Source organism: Streptomyces sp. DH24 (assembly GCF_029813775.1).
Taxonomy (GTDB): domain Bacteria; phylum Actinomycetota; class Actinomycetes; order Streptomycetales; family Streptomycetaceae; genus Streptomyces.
In genome coordinates, this window is the sequence record NZ_JARVKW010000022.1 from 13,166 (window position 1) to 33,476 (window position 20,311).

Below are 20,311 nucleotides of genomic sequence, written 5' to 3' on the forward strand. Positions count from 1 at the left end.
GGCGGGCCGTCCTGTGGTGGGGGTGAGCGGGGGCGGCGCGGTGACGCCGGTGTGCCGTGACACCATCGCCCTCGTGCTCGACATCGGCTATGCCCTCTCCAACCGGTTCCCGGACCCCCCGCAGACCGACTACCGGCGCGCGGACGTCCGCGCGCTGCGCCACGACCTGTTCTGCGGTGACGTCTACCTCGCCGACACGGAGTCGGACCGCGAGCTGTCCACAACCTGGGGATGGGTGCCGGTGCTGGACTTCGCGTGGGCGCTGTGCGACATCGTTGAGCGGATCGACCAGGACCCGGCGGGCTCCCGCGCCTCCCGCCCTCAGCGCGCCGAGCTGGACTTCACCGAGTCCACCGACCGCATGCTGTTCGAGCGCCGGTTCGGCTGGGTGGACGTCGAGGCCGACTGGATGCCGGCCGAGGAACCGCCGCTGACCTTCCCCCACGCCGAACTCCGCCGCGAGGCGCGGGACTTCCTGCACGACCTGATCGCCGACCTGTGCGATCTGCACGAGGCCCTGGCCGAGAACCCGGCGATCTGGACGCTTCAGGCCCGCTTTCCCCGGCTGCCCTGAGCGCCTCGCGTCACCCCACGGGTCTGTCACCCCACGGGTCTGTCGTCCCACGACGCTGTCGCCCCACGGGGCTGTCGTCGCGGAGGTCCGGCATCCGCGCGGACCGGCATCCGCGAGGACCGGCTCCCGGCGCCCCAGCCTCCCGGTGGCCCGGCCCTCGGGACCCCGGCGCCCCGTCACTCCACCCGGATGCCCAGCGTCACCGCCAACTCCCCCGCCAGGTCGATCAGTTGCGCCGGACTGATCACCGCACCCGCCAACCGGTCCACCCCCCGGGCGATCTCCAGCGAGGCGACCCCGCGCAGGTCAACGTCCGTCAGGGTCGCCGCGTGGAGGTCGGCGCCCTTCAGCGCGCAGTCCACGAACTCGACGCGCTCCAGACGGGCGCCCCCGAAGTCCGGCTCGATCAGGACGCAGCTTTCGAACACGACGTCCTTGAGGCGGGCCGTGCGCAGGTTCAGGAAGTCGAGCTTGCCGCCCCGGACCACCACCCGCTCCAGCACGGCGCCGTGCGCCTGCGTGCCCCCGAGCCGGGCGTCGACGAGCTCCACGTCGCGCAGGGTGGCCTCGGCGAGGTCGGTGCCGACGCCCCGTACGCCGGTGAGGCGGGAGTCGAGGAAGCGGGCGCGCGGCAGCCGCGTCTCGTCCAGGGCGCAGCCCGTCAGCGCGCAGTCCATGAAGCGGGCCCCCGCGCCGTCCTGCCCGGCGAGATCCGCCTCACCGAACTCCAGCCCGTCGTAGTCCCCGTCGGGCTCAAGCCCCGCTCCCCCGTACGGCGCCAGTGGTGGCAGCCGCAGCTCCGGGCGCCGCGCCGCCCGCACCCCCGTACCGTTGCCGGGCCGCCCGCCCATCGCTCTCCTCGCCATGAACCCCATGCTGCACCCCGCCACTGACAATCGCGCCGACCTGCGAAAACCCGCCGCTGCGCGCGCCGATGTCACATTCCGGCCGCCGCGTCTGTCTAGTCGGTGAAGGCCGGACCCGTGTGCAGGGCCCGCAGACGCGACCAGAGGGAGACCCCCGACATGCACCGCATCACCGTCATCGGCGGCGGCTTCGCCGGGCTCACCGCGGCCATCACCGCCGCCGAGGCGGGCGCCAAGGTCACCGTGTACGAGGCCCACCACACCCTGGGCGGCCGGGCGCGCACCGCCGAGGGCCCGTACCGGACCAACGAGGGCCCGCACGCCCTCTACAACGGCGGCCCGCACTGGGCGTGGCTCAGGCAGCGCGACCTGATCGGCCCGCTGGCCCCGCTCCCGCCGCTGGAGGCCGCCCGGCTGCGCCTGCGGTACCGGGGCGTGCTGCGCCGCACGCCGCCGTTCGCCCTGCTGAAGCTGCTGCGCCCGGGGCTGGCGCAGGCGCCCGTCGACGTCGACTTCCTGACCTGGGCGACCGGCATCGCTGGTGAGGAGGGCGCCCGGGCCGCCGCGCACTACTCGGCGGTCGCCCTGTTCCATCACGACCCCGGCGCGCTGTCGGCGGCGTTCGTGCAGGAGCGGCTGCGGCGGGCCACCAGGCTGCCGCCGGAGGCGCACTATCCGCGCGGCGGCTGGGGCAACGTCGTCGAGCGCATGGCCACCCGCGCCTGGAACCTGGGCGTCCGGATGGAGACCCTGGCCCGCGTCGACACGCTCCCGACGGACACCCCGGTCGTCGTCGCCACCTCGCTGGACGCCGCCCGCCGGCTGCTGAAGGACGACTCCCTGACCTGGACCAGTGGCCGTACCGCGCTGATCGACCTGGCGGTGCGGACGCGGCGCGGCGACGCCTTCGTCGTGTCCGACCTGGACGCGCCGGGCTGGATCGAGCGGTTCACGGCGCAGGACCGCACGCTCGCGCCGGCCGGCGAACAGCTCGTCCAGGGGCAGATCCCGATCGGCCCGCGCGAGACGAAGGCCGACGGCATCGCCCGCGCCGAGCAGCTGCTCGACCTCGGCTTCCCGGGCTGGCGCGGGCGCGTGACGTGGCGGCGGGAGGCCGTGGCGAACGGCCGTACGGGAGCCGTGGACCTGCCGGGCACGAGCTGGCGGGACCGGCCGGCCGTGGACCGGGGCGACGGTGTGTACCTCGCCGGCGACCAGGTCGCCGCGCCCGGCGTGCTGTCGGAGGTCTCCTTCAACAGCGCCCTCACGGCGGTGTCGCTGGCGCTCGGTCACCAGGGCAGGCAAGCCCTTGACCTCAAGCATGCTTGAGGTCGAAGAGTGGGCCCCGTGCCGGCCACGGCGGGCACCGCCACCGACCACAGCACTCTCCTTGGGGGGCCCACATGCACGCCATCCGCCTGCACGCCTTCGGACCGGCCGAGAACCTCACCTTCGAGCAGGTCGAGGACCCCCGGCCGGGCCCCGGCCAGGCCCGGATCGCGGTCGCTGCGGCCGGCGTCCACCTCCTCGACACCGCCCTGCGCGAGGGCGAGCGGGGCCCTCTCCCCGAGCGGCCCGCCCTGCCCACCGTCCCCGGCCGCGAGGTCGCGGGCGTGGTCGACGCGCTCGGCGGGGGCGTCGACGCCCACTGGCTCGGCAGGCGCGTCGTCGCCCACCTCGGCTTCGCGCCCGGCGGCTACGCCGAACTGGCCGTCACCGATGCCGGCCGCCTGCACGAGATCCCCGAGCGGCTCGACTTCGCCGCGGCGGTCGCCATGATCGGCACGGGCCGTACGGCGATGGGCATCGTGCGGTTCGCCGAGCCGGGCCTGGGCACCGTGGCCGTCGTCCCGGCCGCCGCCGGCGGCATCGGCACCCTGCTCGTGCAGTACGCCAAGAACGCCGGCGCCACCGTGATCGGCCTGGCCGGGGGCCCCGAGAAGGTCGCCCGCGTCGCGGCGAACGGCGCCGACCTCGCCGTCGACTACCGGGACCCGGACTGGCCCGCCAAGGTCCGCGCCCACCTCGGCGGCACCCCGGCCACGGTCGTCTTCGACGGCGTGGGCGGCGACGTGGCCCGCGAGGCCGTCGCCCTCCTCGGGCCCGGCGGCAGGCACCTCGTCTTCGGCTGGTCCGCCGAGGGCATCAGGGGCGGCGGACCCCACCTCGTCGACGGCGTCTCCGAGCAGGTCCTCGGCCCGGCGATGATGCGGCGGGCGGGCGGCCCCGACCCGGTGCGCACCCTGGACCTGCGCGCCCTCACCGAGGCCGCCGAGGGCCGGCTCACCCCGGCCGTGCAGCGCTTCCCGCTCGCCGAGGCGGCCGCCGCGCACCGCGCCCTGGAGAACCGGGAGACGACCGGGAAGGTGGTCCTGGAGCCATGACCAGGGGCACGTCGCACTAGGATGCGATACGCCCCGATTCGTGGTCTTCTGGCCAGATGAGTGTCACCCGGACAGGTGCACCGCAGCCTCCGGTGGAGGCCGATCCGCGCCGCTGGTGGGGCCTTGTGTTCATCGCGCTCGCCCAGCTGATGGTCGTCCTCGACGCGACCATCGTGAACATCGCGCTCCCCTCCGCGCAGCGGGCGCTGGACATCTCCGACGGCGACCGGCAGTGGGTCATCACCGCCTATTCCGTCGCCTTCGGCGGGCTCCTGCTGCTCGGCGGGCGCGTCGCCGACCTCGTCGGCCGCAAACGCACCTTCGTCATCGGGCTCATCGGCTTCGCCGTCGTCTCCGCGCTCGGCGGCGCCGCCACCAACTCCGCCATGCTCTTCGGCGCCCGCGCCCTCCAGGGCGTGTTCGCCGCGCTGCTCGCGCCCTCCGCCCTGTCCCTGCTGACGACGACCTTCACCGACCCCAGGGAACGCGGCAAGGCCTTCGGCGTCTACGGCGCCCTCGCCGGCAGCGGCTCCGCGATCGGCTTCGTCGTCGGCGGCGTGCTCACCGAGTACCTGAGCTGGCGCTGGTGCCTGTACGTCAACGTGCCCATCGCGATCGTCGCCGTCGCCGGCGCCCTCGTCCTGCTGCACGACCGCCCCGGCCACGCCGGAGCCCGCCTCGACGTGCCCGGCGTCCTGCTCGGCTGCGGCGGACTCGTCGCCCTCGTCTACGGCTTCAGCGAGGCCGAGCCCCGCGGCTGGACCGACCCGTACGTCCTGGCGCTGTTCGCCGCCGGCGTCGTCCTCCTCGCGGTCTTCGTGTGGTGGCAGAACCGCGCGCCAGGACCGCTGCTGCCGCTGCACGTCCTCAAGGACCGCAACCGCGCCGGCTGCTTCCTCACCATGGCGCTCGCCGTCGTCGGCATGTTCGGCATGTTCCTCTTCATGACCTACTACCTCCAGGTCGTCCTCGGCTACTCGCCCATGCGCACCGGGTTCGCCTTCCTGCCGCTCACGGCCGCCATCATCGTCGGCTCCACCCAGATCTCCGCCCGGCTGCTGCAACACGTCCAGCCGCGCATGCTGATGGTCCCCGGCATGATCTCCGCCGCCGCCGGCATGCTGGCGCTGACGCGGATCACCACGCACTCGTCGTACGCGTCGGAGATCCTGCCCGCCCTGATCCTCATGGGCCTCGGCATGGGCCTCACCTTCATGCCGGTCTTCGCCACCGCGACCGCGGGCGTCGCCCCGCAGGACTCCGGCGTCACCTCCGCGACCGTCAACACCTCGCAGCAGGTCGGCGGTTCCATCGGCACGGCCCTGCTCAACACCATCGCCACGACCAGCGGCGCCGGCTACGTCACGTCCCACCTCACCGACCCCGCGCAACGCGAGCTGGTCGTGCGGGAGGGAGTCGTCCACGGCTACACCGTCGCCATCTGGTGGGCCGCCGGCATCATGCTGCTGGCCGGCCTCGTCGCGGGCCTGATGGTGACCGCCAGGGCCCCGGGACACGGCAGCCCGGCCGATGCGCCGGTGCCGGAATCGGTGGCCTGAGGGGGACGCGGAGAGGGGCCGTCGATCCGATCCGTGCGGCCCCTCCCCGCCTCGCTCCCCCCTCCTCACCCGCCCGGAAAACGGCGTGCCCGGCACCGCCCGCGCCGCTAACGTCCCTACGGTGATCGACGTCCCGGAACACCTCGCGGCCTCGCTGGAGAGGTTCAACGGCACGGCGGGCCGGGACTTCGCCGCCCGCCTGCCCGGCCTGGCCGCCGCGTTCCTCGACCGCTGGGACCTGCGCCTGGACGGCCCCTGCCTGCACGGCGTGTGCGCCCTGGTCCTGCCCGTCGTACGCCGCGCCGACGACACGCCCGCCGTCCTCAAGCTGCAACTCGTCGACGCCGAGACAGCGGGCGAGCCGACCGCCCTGCGCCGGTGGGACGGCGACGGAGCGGTCCGCCTCCTCGGCCACGACGAGCCAACCGGCACCCTGCTGCTGGAGCGCCTGGACCACACCCGCGGCCTCGGCCGCGTCCCCGACAGCCGCGCGGCCGTCCTCGTCGTCGCCGGTCTGCTCGCCCGCCTCACCGCCACCCCGGCGCCCGCGTCCCTGCGCCGCCTGGGCGACATCGCGTACGCGATGCTCGACCGGACGCCCCGGGCCCTGGACCGCGTCCCCGACCCGCGGCACCGGCGCCTGCTCGCGGACTGCGCCGCCGCCCTGCGCGAGGTCGTCACCGAGCCCGGCGACCGCCTCCTGCACTGGGACCTGCACTACGACAACGTCCTGGCCGCCGACCGCGCCCCGTGGCTGGCCATCGACCCCAAGCCCCTGTCCGGCGACCCCGGTTTCGAACTCCTCCCGGCCCTCCGCAACCGCTACGACCCGGCCGAGACCCGCTGGCGCTTCGACGCGATGACCGACGCCCTCGGCCTGGACCGGGCCCGGGCCCGCGCCTGGACCCTCGCCCGCGTCCTGCAGAACTGCCTCTGGGACATCGAGGGGGGCCGCCCCCCGGAGCTGGAGCACCTGGACATCGCCGGCAGCCTGCGCGACCACGGCCCGGCCGGGCCCCGTCCGCCGGTCGGGCCGGGGCCCGCGGGACCGATCCGGCCCACAGGCCCTAGCCTGCCCACATGATCCGCACCGCGACCCCCGCCGACGTCCCCGTCATCCACGCCCTGATCCGCGAGCTCGCCGAGTACGAGAAGGCCCCGCACGAGGCGAAGGCCACGCCGGAACAGCTCCACGAGGCCCTCTTCGGCGACCGCCCGGCCGCCTACGCCCACCTCGCCGAGGACGACCGCACCGGCGCGCCCGTCGGCTTCGCGCTGTGGTTCCTGAACTTCTCCACCTGGCGCGGCGTGCACGGCATCTACCTGGAGGACCTCTACGTCCGCCCCGAGGCCCGCGGCGCCGGCCACGGCAGGGCCCTGCTGACCGAGCTGGCCCGCATCTGCGTCGAGCGCGGCTACCAGCGCCTGGAGTGGTCGGTCCTGAACTGGAACGCCCCGTCCATCGCCTTCTACGAGTCCCTCGGCGCCCGCCCCCAGGACGAGTGGACGGTCTACCGGCTGACCGACGACGCCCTCACCGCGCTCGGCGAGCGGGCATGAGAAAGCCCGGGCCGGAGGACATCCGGCCCGGGCCGTGCGCGAGCCCCCTGTCGGACTCGAACCGACGACCTTCGCTTTACAAGAGCGGTGCTCTACCAGCTGAGCTAAGGAGGCGCCGTGCGGGGCGGCGCGGCCCTGCACTGAGGCTGCTCCACTGTACACAGAGCCCGTTTCCCGCAGCCACGAAGTTCCCCTTGCGCGGTCGCGGAGGCCGTTTCGACGCCGGCCGAACGGTACCGGCGCGGTCCGGAACGGGCGTCCGGCGAAAAATTTCGGTGAAGTTCACTCACCACGAAGTACTGACAGACCAGGTGAACGCCAGGTACCGTCCTGATCCAGTTCACGCTCGTGGACTCCCACAACGGAATCACCCGTAGTGGCACCACCTTCCTACAACGGATCGTCCGGCACGTTCCTGCCGGTAGAAGGGGGCCCATCACCATGGCCACTGTCACGTTCGACAAGGCGACCCGGATCTACCCGGGTTCCACCAAGCCCGCCGTCGACGCCCTGGACATCGAGATCGCGGACGGCGAGTTCCTCGTCCTGGTCGGCCCGTCCGGCTGCGGCAAGTCCACCTCCCTGCGCATGCTCGCGGGTCTTGAGGACGTCAACGGCGGCGCCATCCGCATCGGCGACCGCGACGTCACGCACCTGCCGCCGAAGGACCGGGACATCGCCATGGTGTTCCAGAACTACGCGCTCTACCCGCACATGTCGGTCGCCGACAACATGGGCTTCGCGCTCAAGATCGCCGGCGTCAACAAGGCGGAGATCCGGCAGAAGGTCGAGGAGGCCGCGAAGATCCTCGACCTCACCGAGTACCTCGACCGCAAGCCGAAGGCGCTCTCCGGCGGTCAGCGCCAGCGTGTCGCCATGGGCCGCGCCATCGTGCGTGAGCCGCAGGTGTTCCTCATGGACGAGCCGCTGTCCAACCTGGACGCCAAGCTCCGTGTCTCGACGCGTACGCAGATCGCCTCGCTCCAGCGCCGCCTGGGCATCACCACCGTCTACGTCACCCACGACCAGGTCGAGGCCCTGACGATGGGCGACCGCGTGGCGGTCCTCAAGGACGGTCTGCTCCAGCAGGTCGACACCCCGCGCAACATGTACGACCGGCCCGCGAACCTCTTCGTCGCCGGCTTCATCGGCTCCCCCGCCATGAACCTGGTCGAGGTCCCGGTCACCGACGGCGGCGTGAAGTTCGGCAACAGCGTGGTGCCGGTCCAGCGCGAGGCGCTGTCCTCCGCCACCGACAAGACCGTCACCGTCGGCGTCCGCCCCGAGCACTTCGACGTCGCCGGTGCCGACGCCGACCTGGGTGTCCCGGTCACCGTGAACGTGGTCGAGGAGCTCGGCTCCGACGCGTTCGTCTACGGCACCGCCAGCGTCGGCGGCGAGTCGAAGGACCTCGTCGTCCGCGTCGGCGGCCGTGACGTCCCGGAGAAGGGCAGCACGCTGCACGTCGTCCCGCGCGCCGGCGAGACCCACGTGTTCTCCACCTCCACGGGTGCGCGTCTGTCCGACTGATCCGTGGCCCGACAGGGTCCGATCAGCGCCCAGCACACGAGAAATGGGGCCCCGCAGACTGCTGCGGGGCCCCATTTCTCGTTCGTTCCGGTGAATCCCCGGCCGCCCGGGTGTCGACAAATACCCCGACACACCGGGCATTTCGAGCAGTGTGCGTCAACCCACTACCCACCTGAGGGCGGCTGCCCATCCCCCGAACCGGTGACTAAATGTCTCCAAATCATTACTCCACGCTACCCTCACACGCGTGAAGCACTCCACTACCCAACAGACGCGACGCGGCCGGGGCCCCGCCCGACGGATCGGCCGCACCCTCGCCCTCGTTCTGCCCGTCGTCCTGGTGCTCTCCGGGACTCTCGCGGTCACCCGGGTCAACTGGTCGGGGAACCCCTCGAACCCGGTACTGACCGCCGCGGACGCCTCCGTCGCCGGGACCACGCGCTCCGTGAGCCGCGCCCCGCAGGACGTGCTGCGCGACAAGCTGCTCACCGAACTGCAGGAGGAGAACCCGGGCGTCGCCCTGACCCACCTCCAGCAGGCCGTCAACGGCCGTCCGTCGCTGGCGCGGCACTGCGGTTCGATCGCCCGCGCGCTGGGCAGGGCCGCGGTCCGGATCTACGGCCCGACCCGCGCCCAGTCGTACGCGCGCCCCGTCTGCGACACCTCCTTCGCCACGGGGGTCGCCGCAGCCCACCGCTGAGCCGCACGGCACCTTCCCCCGAGCGGTCGCCGACGGCGGCCGTGAGCGGGACGCCACGTAAAGTTCGGTCATGACCGATCCGAGCGCTGCGTCCCGCCCCGTCCAAGCCGTCGTCCTGGCCGGTGGTCAGGGTTCCCGGCTGCGTCCCTACACCGACGACCGGCCCAAGCCGATGGTCGAGATCCCCGGCACGGGGACGCCGATCATCGGCCATCAGCTTGCCTGGCTCGCCGAGGAAGGCGTGACAGACGTGGTGGTCTCCTGCGGCCACCTCGCCGAAGTCCTCCAGAAGTGGCTGGACTCCGCCGACCTGCCGGTCTCCGTCACCACCGTCGTGGAGACCGAGCCCCTCGGCCGCGGCGGCGGCCTCAAGTACGCCGCCGCGCACCTCCCCCACCCGGACAGGCCGTGGTACGCCACCAACGGCGACATCTGGACCCGTTTCTCGCTGCGCGACATGGCGGACTTCCACGCCGAGCGGGACGCCGTCGCGACGCTCGCCCTGGCCCGCCCGCGGCTGCCGTGGGGCGCCGTGCAGACGGACGGCTTCGGCCACATCACGGACTTCATCGAGGCGCCGCCGTCCACGTTCGAGATCAACGCGGGTGTGTACGTCTTCTCCCCCGGCTTCGCCGACCTGCTCCCGGCGCGCGGCGACCACGAGCGCACCACGTTCCCGCGGCTGGCGCGCGAACGCCGGCTGTCCGGGTTCCCCATCCCGCAGGGCTCCTACTGGCGGGCGATCGACACCGCGAAGGACCTGACGGAGGCGGCGAAGGAGCTGGCGGCCCAGCGCCGTTGACGGCCGCGGGCGGAAGGAAACCGCCCGAGGCCGAAAACGTCGACGGGTTCCCGCACACCGCGTGTGCGGGACCCCGTCGTTGCCGGGTCGGCCGGCGGCCCGAGGAGGCCGCCCGCCGGCTAGCTCATCCCAGCAGGCCGCCCACGAGGCCGGGCTGGGAGGTGGAGCCCCCCTCGTCGCCGCCCGAGTCGCCGCCGGTGGTACCGCCGGCGGTCGGACCGGAGCTGGTGCTGGGCTCCTGCCCGCCCGGGGCGGTCTGCTGCGGCGGCACCTGGCCCGTGGTGCCCTGCGTCTCGGTGGGCTGCGTACCGGCGGTGCTGCCGTTGGAGACGCCGGTGGTCGCGCCCTGCGAGGGCGAGGAGCCGGCGCTCGGATCGGCCGGCCCGGACGTGGCGCCCTGCGTGGGCGAGTCGGACGCCGACGGCGTGCTCTCCTCGTCCCGGGGCTCCTCCGGGAGCGGGGAGCCCGGCAGTTCGTTGCGCGGGGCCTCGCCGGGGCCGGGCACGACGACCCGGTCGGCGTCCCGGACGGCACCGCCCAGCACCGAGCCGATGAGCAGCGTGAGCCCGGCGACCACGGTGGTGACCAGGGCGCCGCGGCGCAGTACGTAGCGGCGCAGGTCCCAGATGGGGGCGCGGGGCCCGAGGCGCCGCCAGGCACCGGCGGCGAGGCGGCCGTCGACCGAGTAGACCGGGGCGCCGGCGATGACCAGCGGGGACCAGGCGGCGAGGTAGATGATGTCCGGCGCGTCGTAGGCGGGGACGCTCTTCCAGCTGACGGTGACGAGCAGCGCCGCGGACAGCGCGACACCGATCACGGCCGCCACCCGCTGCCAGCAGCCCAGCACCGTCAGGACGCCGACGATGACCTGGAGGAAGGCGATGACGAGGCCGGACCCGACGGGGTGTTCGAGGGCGAACTGCCGCAGCGGCTCGGCGACTTCCCAGGGGTGCAGGGTGTTGAGCCACTTCACCATGGAGCCGCGCTTGCCGCCGTCGAAGTAGTGCGGGTCGCTGAGCTTGCCCATGCCGGCGTAGATGGAGATGAACCCGAGGAAGACGCGCAGCGGGAGCAGCACGACGCCGAGGTTCATGCGGCGGCCCGGGTAGTAGGCGTGCCGCGCCGGGTCGTCGGCGTGGCGCCGGGCGCGGCGCTCGGTGCCGCCGTCGGCCCGCACCGCCTCGTACGCGCCGGTGTCGTCGGGATCCTCGTCCGCGTAGCCGGGTTCCGCGTAGCCGGGTTCGTCGTAGGCGCTGCCCACGGTGCGCATGTGCGGCAGGAGGCGGGTGCCGCCGGTGTCCTGCGGGTCGTAGGAGTCGTGGCTGCGCTGGGCGCCGACGACAGGTGTCTCGACGGTCCGGGCGGTCAGGTCGTCGTCGTATCCGCCGTATCCGTCGTAGCCGCCGCCGGCCGGGCGGTTTTCGACGACGCGGGGGATGACCTGGGTGGCTCCGGCGTCGTAGAGCGGCTCGTCGGCGTATCGGAGGCCGCCGTTCCGCACGGCCTGGAGGAGTCGGTGGGCGCCGGTGTCGTCCGGGGCGGACCGGCCGCTCCACACGACGGGACGGCGACGGGCCCCGGCGGCTCCGACGGCGGGCATCGGGGCGGTGTCCTGCGTGGCGCTCAAGTGCCGTGCGATGCGCGAGGATTGGGTGCGCCACGTCGAGGGGCCCAACTGCACGCGGAACGTCGCGTGGTTGACGATGACCTGCGCCGGATCGCTCGGCACCTTCACCATGCTCAGCGCGGGAGCGTCGTCGTGTCCCGACGAGCGGTCCCCCGTGGGTGTGCGGGGTGTTCTGGTGTCCACACTCATCTAACCGAGTGACGTGTGGTTAGGACACTGCTTTGACCCGTCGGATCTGTCCGGACAGCGTCAAGCTTGTCCTGCTCGCCGGGATTGCCCCGAGCGGGTGACGGCATGGACGTCCGTTCGGACGCCCATGCCGGGCGGGTCAGGCGCGCCTGCGGGCCGCCTCGTACAGCACGATGCCCGCCGCCACACCGGCGTTGAGGGACTCCGCGCCGCCGGGCATCGGGATCCGCACCCGGTGGTCGCAGGTCTCGCCGACCAGCCGCGACAGGCCCTTGCCCTCGCTGCCGACCACGACGACGACGGGCCCGCCGAGGGCCTCCAGCTCGTCCAGCTCCACCTCGCCGTCGGCGGCGAGCCCGACGACCACGATGCCGGCCTTCTTGTACGCCTCCAGGGCGCGCGTGAGGTTGGTCGCGCGGGCCACCGGCGTACGCGCGGCGGTACCGGCGGACGTCTTCCAGGCACCGGCCGTCATGCCGGCCGCACGCCGCTCGGGCACGACCACGCCGTGCCCGCCGAAGGCGGAGACGGACCGGACGACCGCACCGAGGTTGCGCGGGTCGGTCACGCCGTCGAGGGCGACGATCAGCGGGTCCTCGTCCTCCTCCTGGGCGGCGGCGACGAGGTCCTCGGGGTGCGCGTACTCGTAGGGCGGGACCTGGAGGACGAGGCCCTGGTGGTTCAGGCCGTTCGTCATCCGGTCCAGCTCGGGACGCGGGGCCTCCATGAGGTTGATGCCGCCGCGCTCCGCCGCGAGCTGCAGCGCCTCGCGCACCCGCTCGTCGTTGTCGATGAACTGCTGCACGTACAGCGTCGACGCGGGCACCCCGCCGCGCAGCGCCTCGACGACCGGGTTGCGGCCGACGACCAGTTCCGAGGCGGACTTGCCGCCCCGTCCGCGCGCCGCGGGCCGGCGCGCGGCCTGCTTGGCCTGGGCGCCGGCGATGCGGTTCTTCTTGTGCCCCTTGCGCATCTCGGCGGGGGGCGTCGGGCCCTTGCCCTCAAGGCCCCGGCGCCGCTTGCCGCCGCTGCCGACCTGCGCGCCCTTCTTGCCGGACATGCGGCGGTTGTTCGCGGCCATGAGCTACCCGTCTCCGTGAAGTTGCGTGCGTACGTATTCATGCAGTGTGCCGCCCGGGAGGCCGGGCGGCACAGTCGATCTTCGAGCCCGTGGGGTCTCAGCCCTTGCCGAGGCTCCAGCGAGGGCCCTGCGGGCCGTCCTCGATGGCGAGCCCGGAGTGCTTCAGCTGATCGCGGATGGCGTCCGCGGTCGGCCAGTCCTTGCGCGCCCGCGCGGCCTCGCGCTGGTCGAGGACGAGGCGTACGAGGCTGTCGACCACGCCGTGCAGGTCCTCGCCGCGGTCGGACTCGCCGGCCCAGTGCGGGTCGAGCGGGTCCAGGCCGAGGACGCCGAGCATGGCGCGCACCTCGGCGAGGCGCTCCACGGCGGCCTCCTTGTCGTCGGCGGTCAGCGCGCTGTTGCCCTGCCGGACCGTGGTGTGCACGACGGCGAGCGCCTGCGGGACGCCCAGGTCGTCGTCCATCGCCTCGGCGAAGGCGGGCGGCACCTCGGCGGCGGGCTCGACCGGGCCCCCGGCGAGTTCCACCACGCGCTGCACGAAGCCCTCGATGCGCGCGAACGCCGACTCGGCCTCCCGCAGCGCCTCCTCGCTGTACTCGATCATCGAGCGGTAGTGCGGGGTGCCCAGGTAGTAGCGCAGCACGACGGGCCGCCACTGCTTGACCATCTCGCTGACGAGCACCGAGTTGCCGAGCGACTTCGACATCTTCTCGCCGCTCATGGTGACCCAGGCGTTGTGCACCCAGTGCCGCGCGAACTCGTCGCCGTAGGCCTTGGCCTGGGCGATCTCGTTCTCGTGGTGCGGGAAGATCAGGTCCAGGCCGCCGCCGTGGATGTCGAAGGCGGAGCCCAGGTACTTGTGCGCCATCGCCGAGCACTCAAGGTGCCAGCCGGGCCGGCCCCGGCCCCACGGCGTCTCCCAGCTCGGCTCCCCGGGCTTGGCCGCCTTCCACATGGCGAAGTCGCGCGGGTCGCGCTTGCCGGTCTCGCCGGTGCCGGAGGGCTGCTTGAGGTTCTCCAGCTCCTGGTTCGACAGCCGCAGGTACTCGGGGAAGGACTTCACGTCGAAGTAGACGTTGCCGTCGGCCTCGTACGCGTGCCCGCGCTCGATCAGCCCGCGCATCATCTCGACCATCTCGGTCACGTGCCCGGTGGCGCGCGGTTCGTAGGTGGGCGGCAGGCAGCCGAGCGCGCGGTAGCCGTCGCTGAAGGCGCGCTCGTTCTCGTAGCCGATGGACCACCAGGGGCGGCCCTGCTCGGCCGACTTGGCGATGATCTTGTCGTCGATGTCCGTGACGTTGCGGATGAACGTGACGTCGTAGCCGCGGTACGCGAACCAGCGGCGCATGATGTCGAAGTTCAGCCCCGAGCGGATGTGCCCGATGTGCGGTGCGGCCTGCACGGTGGCGCCACACAGGTAGATCGAGACACAGCCCGGAACGAGGGGGGCGAAGTCACGGATCTGCCGGGCGCTGGTGTCGTACAGCCGAATAGTCACGCCTCCAGGGTAGTGGGCGCGGACCTGTGCCTCGCGCCCTTCCCCCACAAGTCCGGCGGAGCGGGGCCTGTCCTAGCCTTCCGGGACCACCAGCGCGGTGGCGATCGCCATGAGGCCCTCGCCCCGGCCCGGGAAGCCCAGGCCGTCCGTCGTCGCGCCGGAGACCGACACCGGGGCGCCGGCCGCCTCCGAGAGGATCTTCTGGGCCTCGTCGCGGCGTTTGCCGATCTTCGGGCGGGGGCCGACGACCTGGACGGCGACGTTCCCGATCCGGAAGCCCGCCTCGCGCACGATCCGCGCGGCCTCCGTCAGCAGCGTCACCCCGGACGCGCCGGACCACTCGGGCCGTCCGGTGCCGAAGTGCTGTCCCAGGTCACCGAGCCCGGCGGCCGAGAACAGCGCGTTGCACGCGGCGTGCGCGACGACGTCCGCGTCGGAGTGCCCGGCCAGCCCCGGCCCCTCGCCCTCCCACTTCAGGCCCGCGCACCACAGCTCGCGGCCCTCCTCGAAGGCGTGGATGTCGGTGCCGATGCCGACCTGCGGCAGCGGAAAGCCCTCAGAAGCCATCGTTCATCCTCCTGCGCGCCAGGACCGCCTCCGCCAGGATCAGGTCCAGCGGGCGCGTCACCTTGAACGCCTCCTCGTGCCCGGGCACGGTCACGACCGTCAGCCCGAGCTGCTCGACCATGCTCGCGTCGTCGGTGACGTCGCCCGTCACCGTCTCGTGCGCCCGCACCAGCGTCGCCCGGTCGAAGCCCTGCGGGGTCTGCACCGCCCGGAGCCGCGCCCGTACCGGCGTGGCCACCACCGGTTCCGCCTCGCCGGGTGCCGCCGCCGGCTCGACCTCCTTGACGGTGTCGGCGAGGGGCAGCGCCGGCACGACGGCGGGCGCGCCCTCGCGCACCGCCTCGATCACCGCGTCCACCGTGTCGACCGGGACCAGCGGCCGGGCCGCGTCGTGGACGAGCACGATGTCGTGGCCGGGCGGCAGCGCGTCCAGACCGCGGCGTACGGACTCCTGGCGCGACGCGCCGCCGGGCACCACGAGGAAGTCGGTGCGCTCGGGCAGCGCGTGCGCGTCGAGCATGCTCTTGACCTCGGCCGCGCCGTCGGGCGGTGCCACGACCACGACCAGGGAGACCGCCCGCGAGGCGGCCATGGCGCGCACGGCGTGGATCAGCATGGGCGTGCCGCCCAGCGCGCGAAGTGCTTTGGGGGCGCCCGGACCGAGCCGAACACCCCGGCCGGCGGCCGGAATCACGGCTGCGGTGCGGGCCTGCGCGGGCGAGGGACGCGAATCGTCAGACATCGGTTCCTGTCAGGTTTGTGTGCTCAACCTACGTGGGTATGGCCACACCGTGCCGGGCGCGAGCCTCGACCGGACCCTTCCGTGACACCGGTCGAGACAGCTGCCCGGGCCCGGCACCTTCAGTACCGGGGGGACACCCCCGTCTTGGGCGTACGGCATGAGCGGGCTTCGAGGCGTACGGCGTGGGCGCGGCGCGCGGCACAGGGTTGCCCGGATACGAACATGCCGCAGCGCCCGGCGACAGGAGAAGTGTCATCGGGCACCGCGGCATTTCACTGCACTGTGCTGAGAGCTGAGCGGGCTGGCTGCCTGCCTTGCGTCAGGAGGCGAGAACCTCGTCGAGCAGCGCCTCGGCCTTGTCCTCGTTGGTGTTCTCCGCGAGAGCGAGCTCGCTCACCAGGATCTGGCGGGCCTTGGCGAGCATGCGCTTCTCACCGGCGGAGAGTCCGCGCTCGCGCTCACGACGCCACAGGTCACGCACGACTTCCGCGACCTTGATGACATCGCCGGAGGCGAGCTTCTCCAGGTTTGCCTTGTATCGACGCGACCAGTTCGTGGGCTCCTCGGCGTACGGCGCGCGCAGCACCTCGAAGACCCGGTCCAGCCCGTCCTGACCGACCACATCACGCACGCCGACGAACTCCGCATTGTCCGCTGGCACACGTACCGTCAGGTCACCCTGGGCGACCTTCAGCACCAAGTAGGTCTTGTCCACGCCTTTGATCTGGCGAGTTTCGATTGCCTCGATCAGCGCGGCCCCGTGATGGGGATAGACCACGGTGTCGCCAACCTTGAACGTCATGTGACAGGTACCCCTTCCGTGGCTATCCAGGGTAACACGGATACGGCGTCTTCTGAATGGCGTTTTCGCAGGTCAGGGCATATCTCGGGGCTTGACAAGTGCAACAGGAACGTGCTTCGCCGGGCGAACGGAAGCAGGTATTCGCAGGTCGGAGCCGCTCTCCGGGGCGAGCGAAACACACCCGTCACACGCCTCCCGAGGCCCCGCCGAGCGGCCGAACATCCCCATATGTCCGCTTCCAGATGATCGACTTCCGCTACTCCGTTCGGTTGCCGCGGTGGGCTTCCGGACGATTCCGGAATTGATCACCGGGCCGCGCGGCCGGTCCCGTAGATCTCTCCGCGCCGGTCCCGGAGATCTCCCCGTGATCACTTTTTCGCCGGGCCGCGCATTCTTCACGGAAATTCCCCGAGACGCCCGGGCGCGACTTATGTGAATGGCGGACGAGGGCGGGGCCAAAGTGACCTGTGCCGGCCTGTGGGACACATGTGGCGGAGATGCCGGGACGGACGCCGGACGGACGCCGGACGGACGCGGTGAGGGCGCGGGGCCTCTTCCGCACCTGCGCGGGGTATGCCGGCGCCCGGAGGGAGGGTCGGGTGCGGCGGCGCGGGAACGGCTCGGTAACCTAAGGCCGCTGACAGACACCAAGGGTGGCTTCCCCGGCCGCCACGCTCGAGTCAAGGAGTTGCCGCCGCCGTGAGCAGCAGCCTTCGACGCGGCGCCCTCGCCGCCGCCGTCATCGCAGTCTCGATCGCCTCGCTCGCCGCGTGCGGCGCCGGCCACAACGCACAGACGCTCGGTGTCAGGCCGGACAACGCGGCCACGGCCGTCGACGGCCTGAAGATCCAGAACGCCGTCGTCGTCACCCAGCCCGACAAGGAGTCGACCGGCCCCGCGGTGGTCTCCGCCACCGTCTTCAACAGCGGCAGCAGCGCCGAGACGCTGGAGTCCATCACCGTGGAGGGCGCCGGCGAGGCCAAGCTGACGCCGGCCAAGGGCAAGACCCTGAGCATCCCGGCGGGCGGCTCGCTCATCATCGGCGGCAAGGACAACGCCTCGGCGGTCCTGGCCGGCGGCGGCGAGAGCCTGGTCGACGGCGACGCGCAGAAGGTCACCTTCACCTTCAGCAGGACCGGCGCCATCGACCTGCGCGCGTTCGTCGTCCCGTCCGAGGGCTACTACGCCTCCTGGGGCCCGACCGGGGCTCCGGCGGCGCCGGGTGCCTCGGCCTCGGCGTCCGCGCCGGAGGAGCCGGGCGACCACGCGTCCGGCGAGGCCACCGGTGAGCCCTCCGAGGGCGCGTCGGCCACGCCCGGCGGCTCCGCCACGCCGACCGACGCCGCTTCCGCGAGCGCGTCGGCCGCGGAGTCGGAGGACCACGCGGCGGCCGGCCACTGAGCCGACGCGGGCCGCGCGGGCGGACGCGAGCACTACCCCGCACGGGCCGCAGCCGCCATACGCGCTGCGTGCGCCGTACGGACTGAACACAGCAGACAACAGCAGGGGCGGACCTCTTCGGGAGGTTCCGCCCCTGCTGTCGTCACTGCTGTTCCGGCCGCCGCCGTTCCGCGGGGACGGCCGTACCGCCGGCCGACCGGTGCTCGGCCCGGCGGGCGGGCCGGTTTACGGCTCGAACTTGTAGCCCAGGCCGCGGACCGTCACCAGGTAGCGCGGCGCGCCCGGGTCCGGCTCGATCTTGGCGCGCAGCCGCTTGACGTGGACGTCGAGGGTCTTGGTGTCACCGACGTAGTCGGCGCCCCAGACGCGGTCGATCAGCTGCATGCGGGTCAGCACGCGGCCGGCGTTGCGCAGCAGCATCTCCAGCAGGTCGAACTCCTTGAGCGGCAGGTCGACCTTGGTGCCGCCGACCGTGACCACGTGCCGGTCGACGTCCATGCGGACGGGGCCGGCCTCCAGGGCGGCCGGGGCCACCTCCTCCGGCTCGCCGCGGCGGCGCAGCACGGCACGGATGCGGGCGACCAGCTCGCGGGAGGAGAAGGGCTTGGTGACGTAGTCGTCGGCTCCTATCTCCAGACCGACAACCTTGTCGATCTCGCTGTCCTTGGCGGTCACCATGATCACGGGAACGTTGGAGCGGCCGCGCAGCTGACGGCACACCTCGGTGCCCGGCAGGCCGGGCAGCATCAGGTCGAGGAGGACGAGATCGGCGCCGTTGCGCTCGAACTCGTCGAGTCCGTCGGGCCCCGTGGTCGCCACTGCGACCTCGAAGCCCTCCTTGCGGAGCATGTACGACAGGGCGTCGGAGAAGGACTCCTCGTCCTCGACGACGAGCACACGGGTCACGGAAGGACCTCCGGGGCGGGAAGCGTTTCGTACGGGGATGTTGGGGGGGCTGGGGAAGACGTGGGGGAAGTGGACCGTCCGGCCTCGGTGTCGAGGCCCGTGCGGGCTTCGCGGGCGGTCCGCTGCTGAGCGCGGTCGCGGGCCGCGCCCGCCTCCGGCAGTCGCAGGGTGAACGTGGAGCCCTGGTTCTCGGCGCTCCACACCGTGACCTCCCCGCCGTGCGAGGCGGCCACGTGCTTGACGATCGCCAGCCCCAGCCCCGTACCACCGGTGGCACGGGAGCGGGCCGGGTCGACCCGGTAGAAGCGCTCGAAGATGCGCTCCTTGTCCTTGTCGGAGATGCCGATGCCCTGGTCGGTGACGGCTATCTCGATCATGTCGCCGCCCGGCGCGGCGATGCTGCGTGCGGCGATGCCGACGCGGGTCCGGGCGGGTGAGTAGTTGACGGCGTTCTCCACGAGGTTGCCGAGGGCGGCGGCCAGCTGGCCGCGGTTTCCCCAGACCGCCAGGTCGGCGCTGCCCGCCCGGCGCCCCCCGCCGTCCTCGTCCGGGAACCCGTCGGGCTCCAGGATCGAGGCGGCGATGGTGATCTGCTTGGTGCCGGCCTGGTGGCGGCAGCGGTCGATGGCCTCGGCGACGAGTTCGTCGACGCGGACGGGTTCGGCGTCCTCCAGCGGGTCGTCGTTCTGCACCCGGGAGAGGTCGATGAGTTCCTGGACCAGATTGGTGAGCCGGGTGGCCTCGATCTGCATCCGGCCGGCGAAGCGCTCCACGGCCTCCGGATCGTCGGAGGCGTCCATGACGGCCTCGGACAGCAGGGAGAGCGCGCCGACGGGCGTCTTCAGCTCGTGGCTCACGTTGGCGACGAAGTCGCGTCGTACGGCCTCGATGCGGCGGGCCTCGGTGAGGTCCTCCACGAGGAGGAGCACGAGCCGGGAGCCGAGCGGCGCGACGCGCGCGGAGACGGCGAGGGCCTCGCCGCGTCCGGTGCCCCGGCGGGGCAGGTCCAGCTCGACCTGGCGTATCTCCCCGTCACGTCGGGTGTCCCGGGCCATCTGCAGCATGGGCTCGACGGCGAGCTTGCCGCCGCGCACCAGCCCGAGGGCGTACGCGGCGGAGCTGGCCTTCACGACGGCGTCGGCCTCGTCGAGGACGACGGCGGACGAGCGCAGCACGGACAGCACCGTGTCCACGCCCGGCGGAAGCACCGGGTCCGTGTGCAGTGAGGTGCGCGTGGGGCGCTTCTGCTCGCGCTCGCTCCAGCGGAACGCCAGCATGGCGATGACGCCGGTGAGCACCCCGGCGATCGCTGCCGCTGCGGCGACCGCCGCGTTCACGTCCATGCGTCCAGGTTAGGCATGCGATACCCCCCGTCCACAGCCGTCCGGGTGCGACCTCGAACACTCGTCGCCCAGAGTTCACCTTGGGGCCAGTATTGATTCATTTGAGGTGATGGAAACGGTCGCGTACGGGACGGAACGTGGGAGCGTGGGGTTGCTGAGCCCCCGGAATCTGTCCGTAAC

The 20,311-nt window shown here is 72.7% G+C and carries 19 protein-coding genes and 1 tRNA gene; 10 read left to right on the forward strand and 10 right to left on the reverse strand.

Annotated features, from left to right (window positions below; translation table 11 throughout):
* The first annotated feature begins 73 nt into the window (after positions 1-73).
* Positions 74-574 (forward strand): hypothetical protein, encoded by a 501-nt coding sequence (locus QC282_RS18905; protein ID WP_279550766.1) that lies wholly within the window; start codon positions 74-76, stop codon positions 572-574.
* A gap of 176 nt (positions 575-750) precedes the next feature.
* Here the strand turns inward: QC282_RS18905 and QC282_RS18910 are convergent, their stop codons facing one another.
* Positions 751-1,440: a pentapeptide repeat-containing protein gene (locus QC282_RS18910; RefSeq protein WP_279550656.1), complete on the reverse strand. Its 690-nt coding sequence runs from the start codon at positions 1,438-1,440 to the stop codon at positions 751-753.
* A 159-nt stretch (positions 1,441-1,599) separates the two neighbouring features.
* Between QC282_RS18910 and QC282_RS18915 the strand changes: the two genes are divergently transcribed.
* From QC282_RS18915 to QC282_RS18935, 5 genes are all read left to right on the forward strand, one after another.
* Complete coding sequence (locus QC282_RS18915) at positions 1,600-2,769, forward strand: NAD(P)-binding protein (protein ID WP_279550657.1); 1,170 nt, start codon at positions 1,600-1,602, stop codon at positions 2,767-2,769.
* 74 nt (positions 2,770-2,843) lie between these two features.
* Positions 2,844-3,824 (forward strand): zinc-binding dehydrogenase, encoded by a 981-nt coding sequence (locus QC282_RS18920; RefSeq protein WP_279550658.1) that lies wholly within the window; start codon positions 2,844-2,846, stop codon positions 3,822-3,824.
* Between the two features lie 56 nt (positions 3,825-3,880).
* Positions 3,881-5,383, forward strand: coding sequence for an MFS transporter (locus QC282_RS18925; RefSeq protein WP_279550660.1), 1,503 nt, complete (start codon positions 3,881-3,883; stop codon positions 5,381-5,383).
* Between the two features lie 121 nt (positions 5,384-5,504).
* Positions 5,505-6,467 carry an aminoglycoside phosphotransferase family protein gene (locus tag QC282_RS18930; RefSeq protein ID WP_279550662.1) on the forward strand — a complete coding sequence of 321 codons (963 nt, stop codon included), beginning with the start codon at positions 5,505-5,507 and terminating at the stop codon, positions 6,465-6,467.
* Positions 6,464-6,943 (forward strand): GNAT family N-acetyltransferase, encoded by a 480-nt coding sequence (locus tag QC282_RS18935; RefSeq protein ID WP_279550663.1) that lies wholly within the window; start codon positions 6,464-6,466, stop codon positions 6,941-6,943. Before QC282_RS18930 ends, QC282_RS18935 begins: the two co-directional genes overlap by 4 nt.
* A 41-nt stretch (positions 6,944-6,984) precedes the next feature.
* Here QC282_RS18935 and QC282_RS18940 read toward each other — a convergent pair.
* Positions 6,985-7,057, reverse strand: a tRNA-Thr gene (locus tag QC282_RS18940).
* Between the two features lie 327 nt (positions 7,058-7,384).
* On the opposite strand from QC282_RS18940, the gene QC282_RS18945 reads away from it, so the two are divergent.
* From QC282_RS18945 to QC282_RS18955, 3 genes are all read left to right on the forward strand, one after another.
* Positions 7,385-8,473 (forward strand): sn-glycerol-3-phosphate ABC transporter ATP-binding protein UgpC, encoded by a 1,089-nt coding sequence (locus QC282_RS18945; protein ID WP_279550665.1) that lies wholly within the window; start codon positions 7,385-7,387, stop codon positions 8,471-8,473.
* Between the two features lie 247 nt (positions 8,474-8,720).
* Positions 8,721-9,173, forward strand: coding sequence for a hypothetical protein (locus QC282_RS18950; protein WP_279550666.1), 453 nt, complete (start codon positions 8,721-8,723; stop codon positions 9,171-9,173).
* A gap of 70 nt (positions 9,174-9,243) precedes the next feature.
* On the forward strand, positions 9,244-9,975 hold the full coding sequence (locus QC282_RS18955) for a nucleotidyltransferase family protein (protein ID WP_279550667.1): 732 nt from the start codon (positions 9,244-9,246) through the stop codon (positions 9,973-9,975).
* A gap of 124 nt (positions 9,976-10,099) precedes the next feature.
* Here QC282_RS18955 and QC282_RS18960 read toward each other — a convergent pair whose 3' ends face one another.
* The 6 genes from QC282_RS18960 to QC282_RS18985 form a co-directional block, all read right to left on the reverse strand.
* Entirely contained in the window at positions 10,100-11,791 is a 1,692-nt protein-coding gene (locus QC282_RS18960) for a DoxX family membrane protein (protein ID WP_279550669.1), read from the reverse strand.
* A gap of 139 nt (positions 11,792-11,930) precedes the next feature.
* Positions 11,931-12,872, reverse strand: coding sequence for a 23S rRNA (guanosine(2251)-2'-O)-methyltransferase RlmB (gene rlmB / locus QC282_RS18965; protein WP_279550671.1), 942 nt, complete (start codon positions 12,870-12,872; stop codon positions 11,931-11,933).
* Between the two features lie 97 nt (positions 12,873-12,969).
* Positions 12,970-14,370, reverse strand: coding sequence for a cysteine--tRNA ligase (gene cysS / locus QC282_RS18970; RefSeq protein ID WP_279550672.1), 1,401 nt, complete (start codon positions 14,368-14,370; stop codon positions 12,970-12,972).
* Positions 14,371-14,442: 72 nt separating this feature from the next.
* On the reverse strand, positions 14,443-14,937 hold the full coding sequence (ispF, locus tag QC282_RS18975) for a 2-C-methyl-D-erythritol 2,4-cyclodiphosphate synthase (RefSeq protein WP_279550673.1): 495 nt from the start codon (positions 14,935-14,937) through the stop codon (positions 14,443-14,445).
* Positions 14,927-15,679 (reverse strand): 2-C-methyl-D-erythritol 4-phosphate cytidylyltransferase, encoded by a 753-nt coding sequence (gene ispD, locus QC282_RS18980; RefSeq protein WP_279550674.1) that lies wholly within the window; start codon positions 15,677-15,679, stop codon positions 14,927-14,929. The genes ispF and ispD overlap by 11 nt, the downstream gene beginning before the upstream one ends.
* A gap of 319 nt (positions 15,680-15,998) precedes the next feature.
* Positions 15,999-16,481 carry a CarD family transcriptional regulator gene (locus QC282_RS18985; protein ID WP_003953493.1) on the reverse strand — a complete coding sequence of 161 codons (483 nt, stop codon included), beginning with the start codon at positions 16,479-16,481 and terminating at the stop codon, positions 15,999-16,001.
* Positions 16,482-17,180: 699 nt separating this feature from the next.
* Here QC282_RS18985 and QC282_RS18990 point away from each other — a divergent pair.
* Positions 17,181-17,882, forward strand: a complete 702-nt coding sequence (locus tag QC282_RS18990; protein WP_279550675.1) for a DUF461 domain-containing protein — start codon at positions 17,181-17,183, stop codon at positions 17,880-17,882.
* Positions 17,883-18,107: 225 nt separating this feature from the next.
* Here the strand turns inward: QC282_RS18990 and QC282_RS18995 are convergent, their stop codons facing one another.
* Together QC282_RS18995 and QC282_RS19000 are read right to left on the reverse strand one after the other, a co-directional pair.
* Positions 18,108-18,788, reverse strand: coding sequence for a response regulator transcription factor (locus QC282_RS18995; RefSeq protein WP_030829297.1), 681 nt, complete (start codon positions 18,786-18,788; stop codon positions 18,108-18,110).
* Complete coding sequence (locus QC282_RS19000) at positions 18,785-20,131, reverse strand: cell wall metabolism sensor histidine kinase WalK (RefSeq protein ID WP_279550676.1); 1,347 nt, start codon at positions 20,129-20,131, stop codon at positions 18,785-18,787. The genes QC282_RS18995 and QC282_RS19000 overlap by 4 nt, the downstream gene beginning before the upstream one ends.
* Positions 20,132-20,311: the final 180 nt, after the last annotated feature.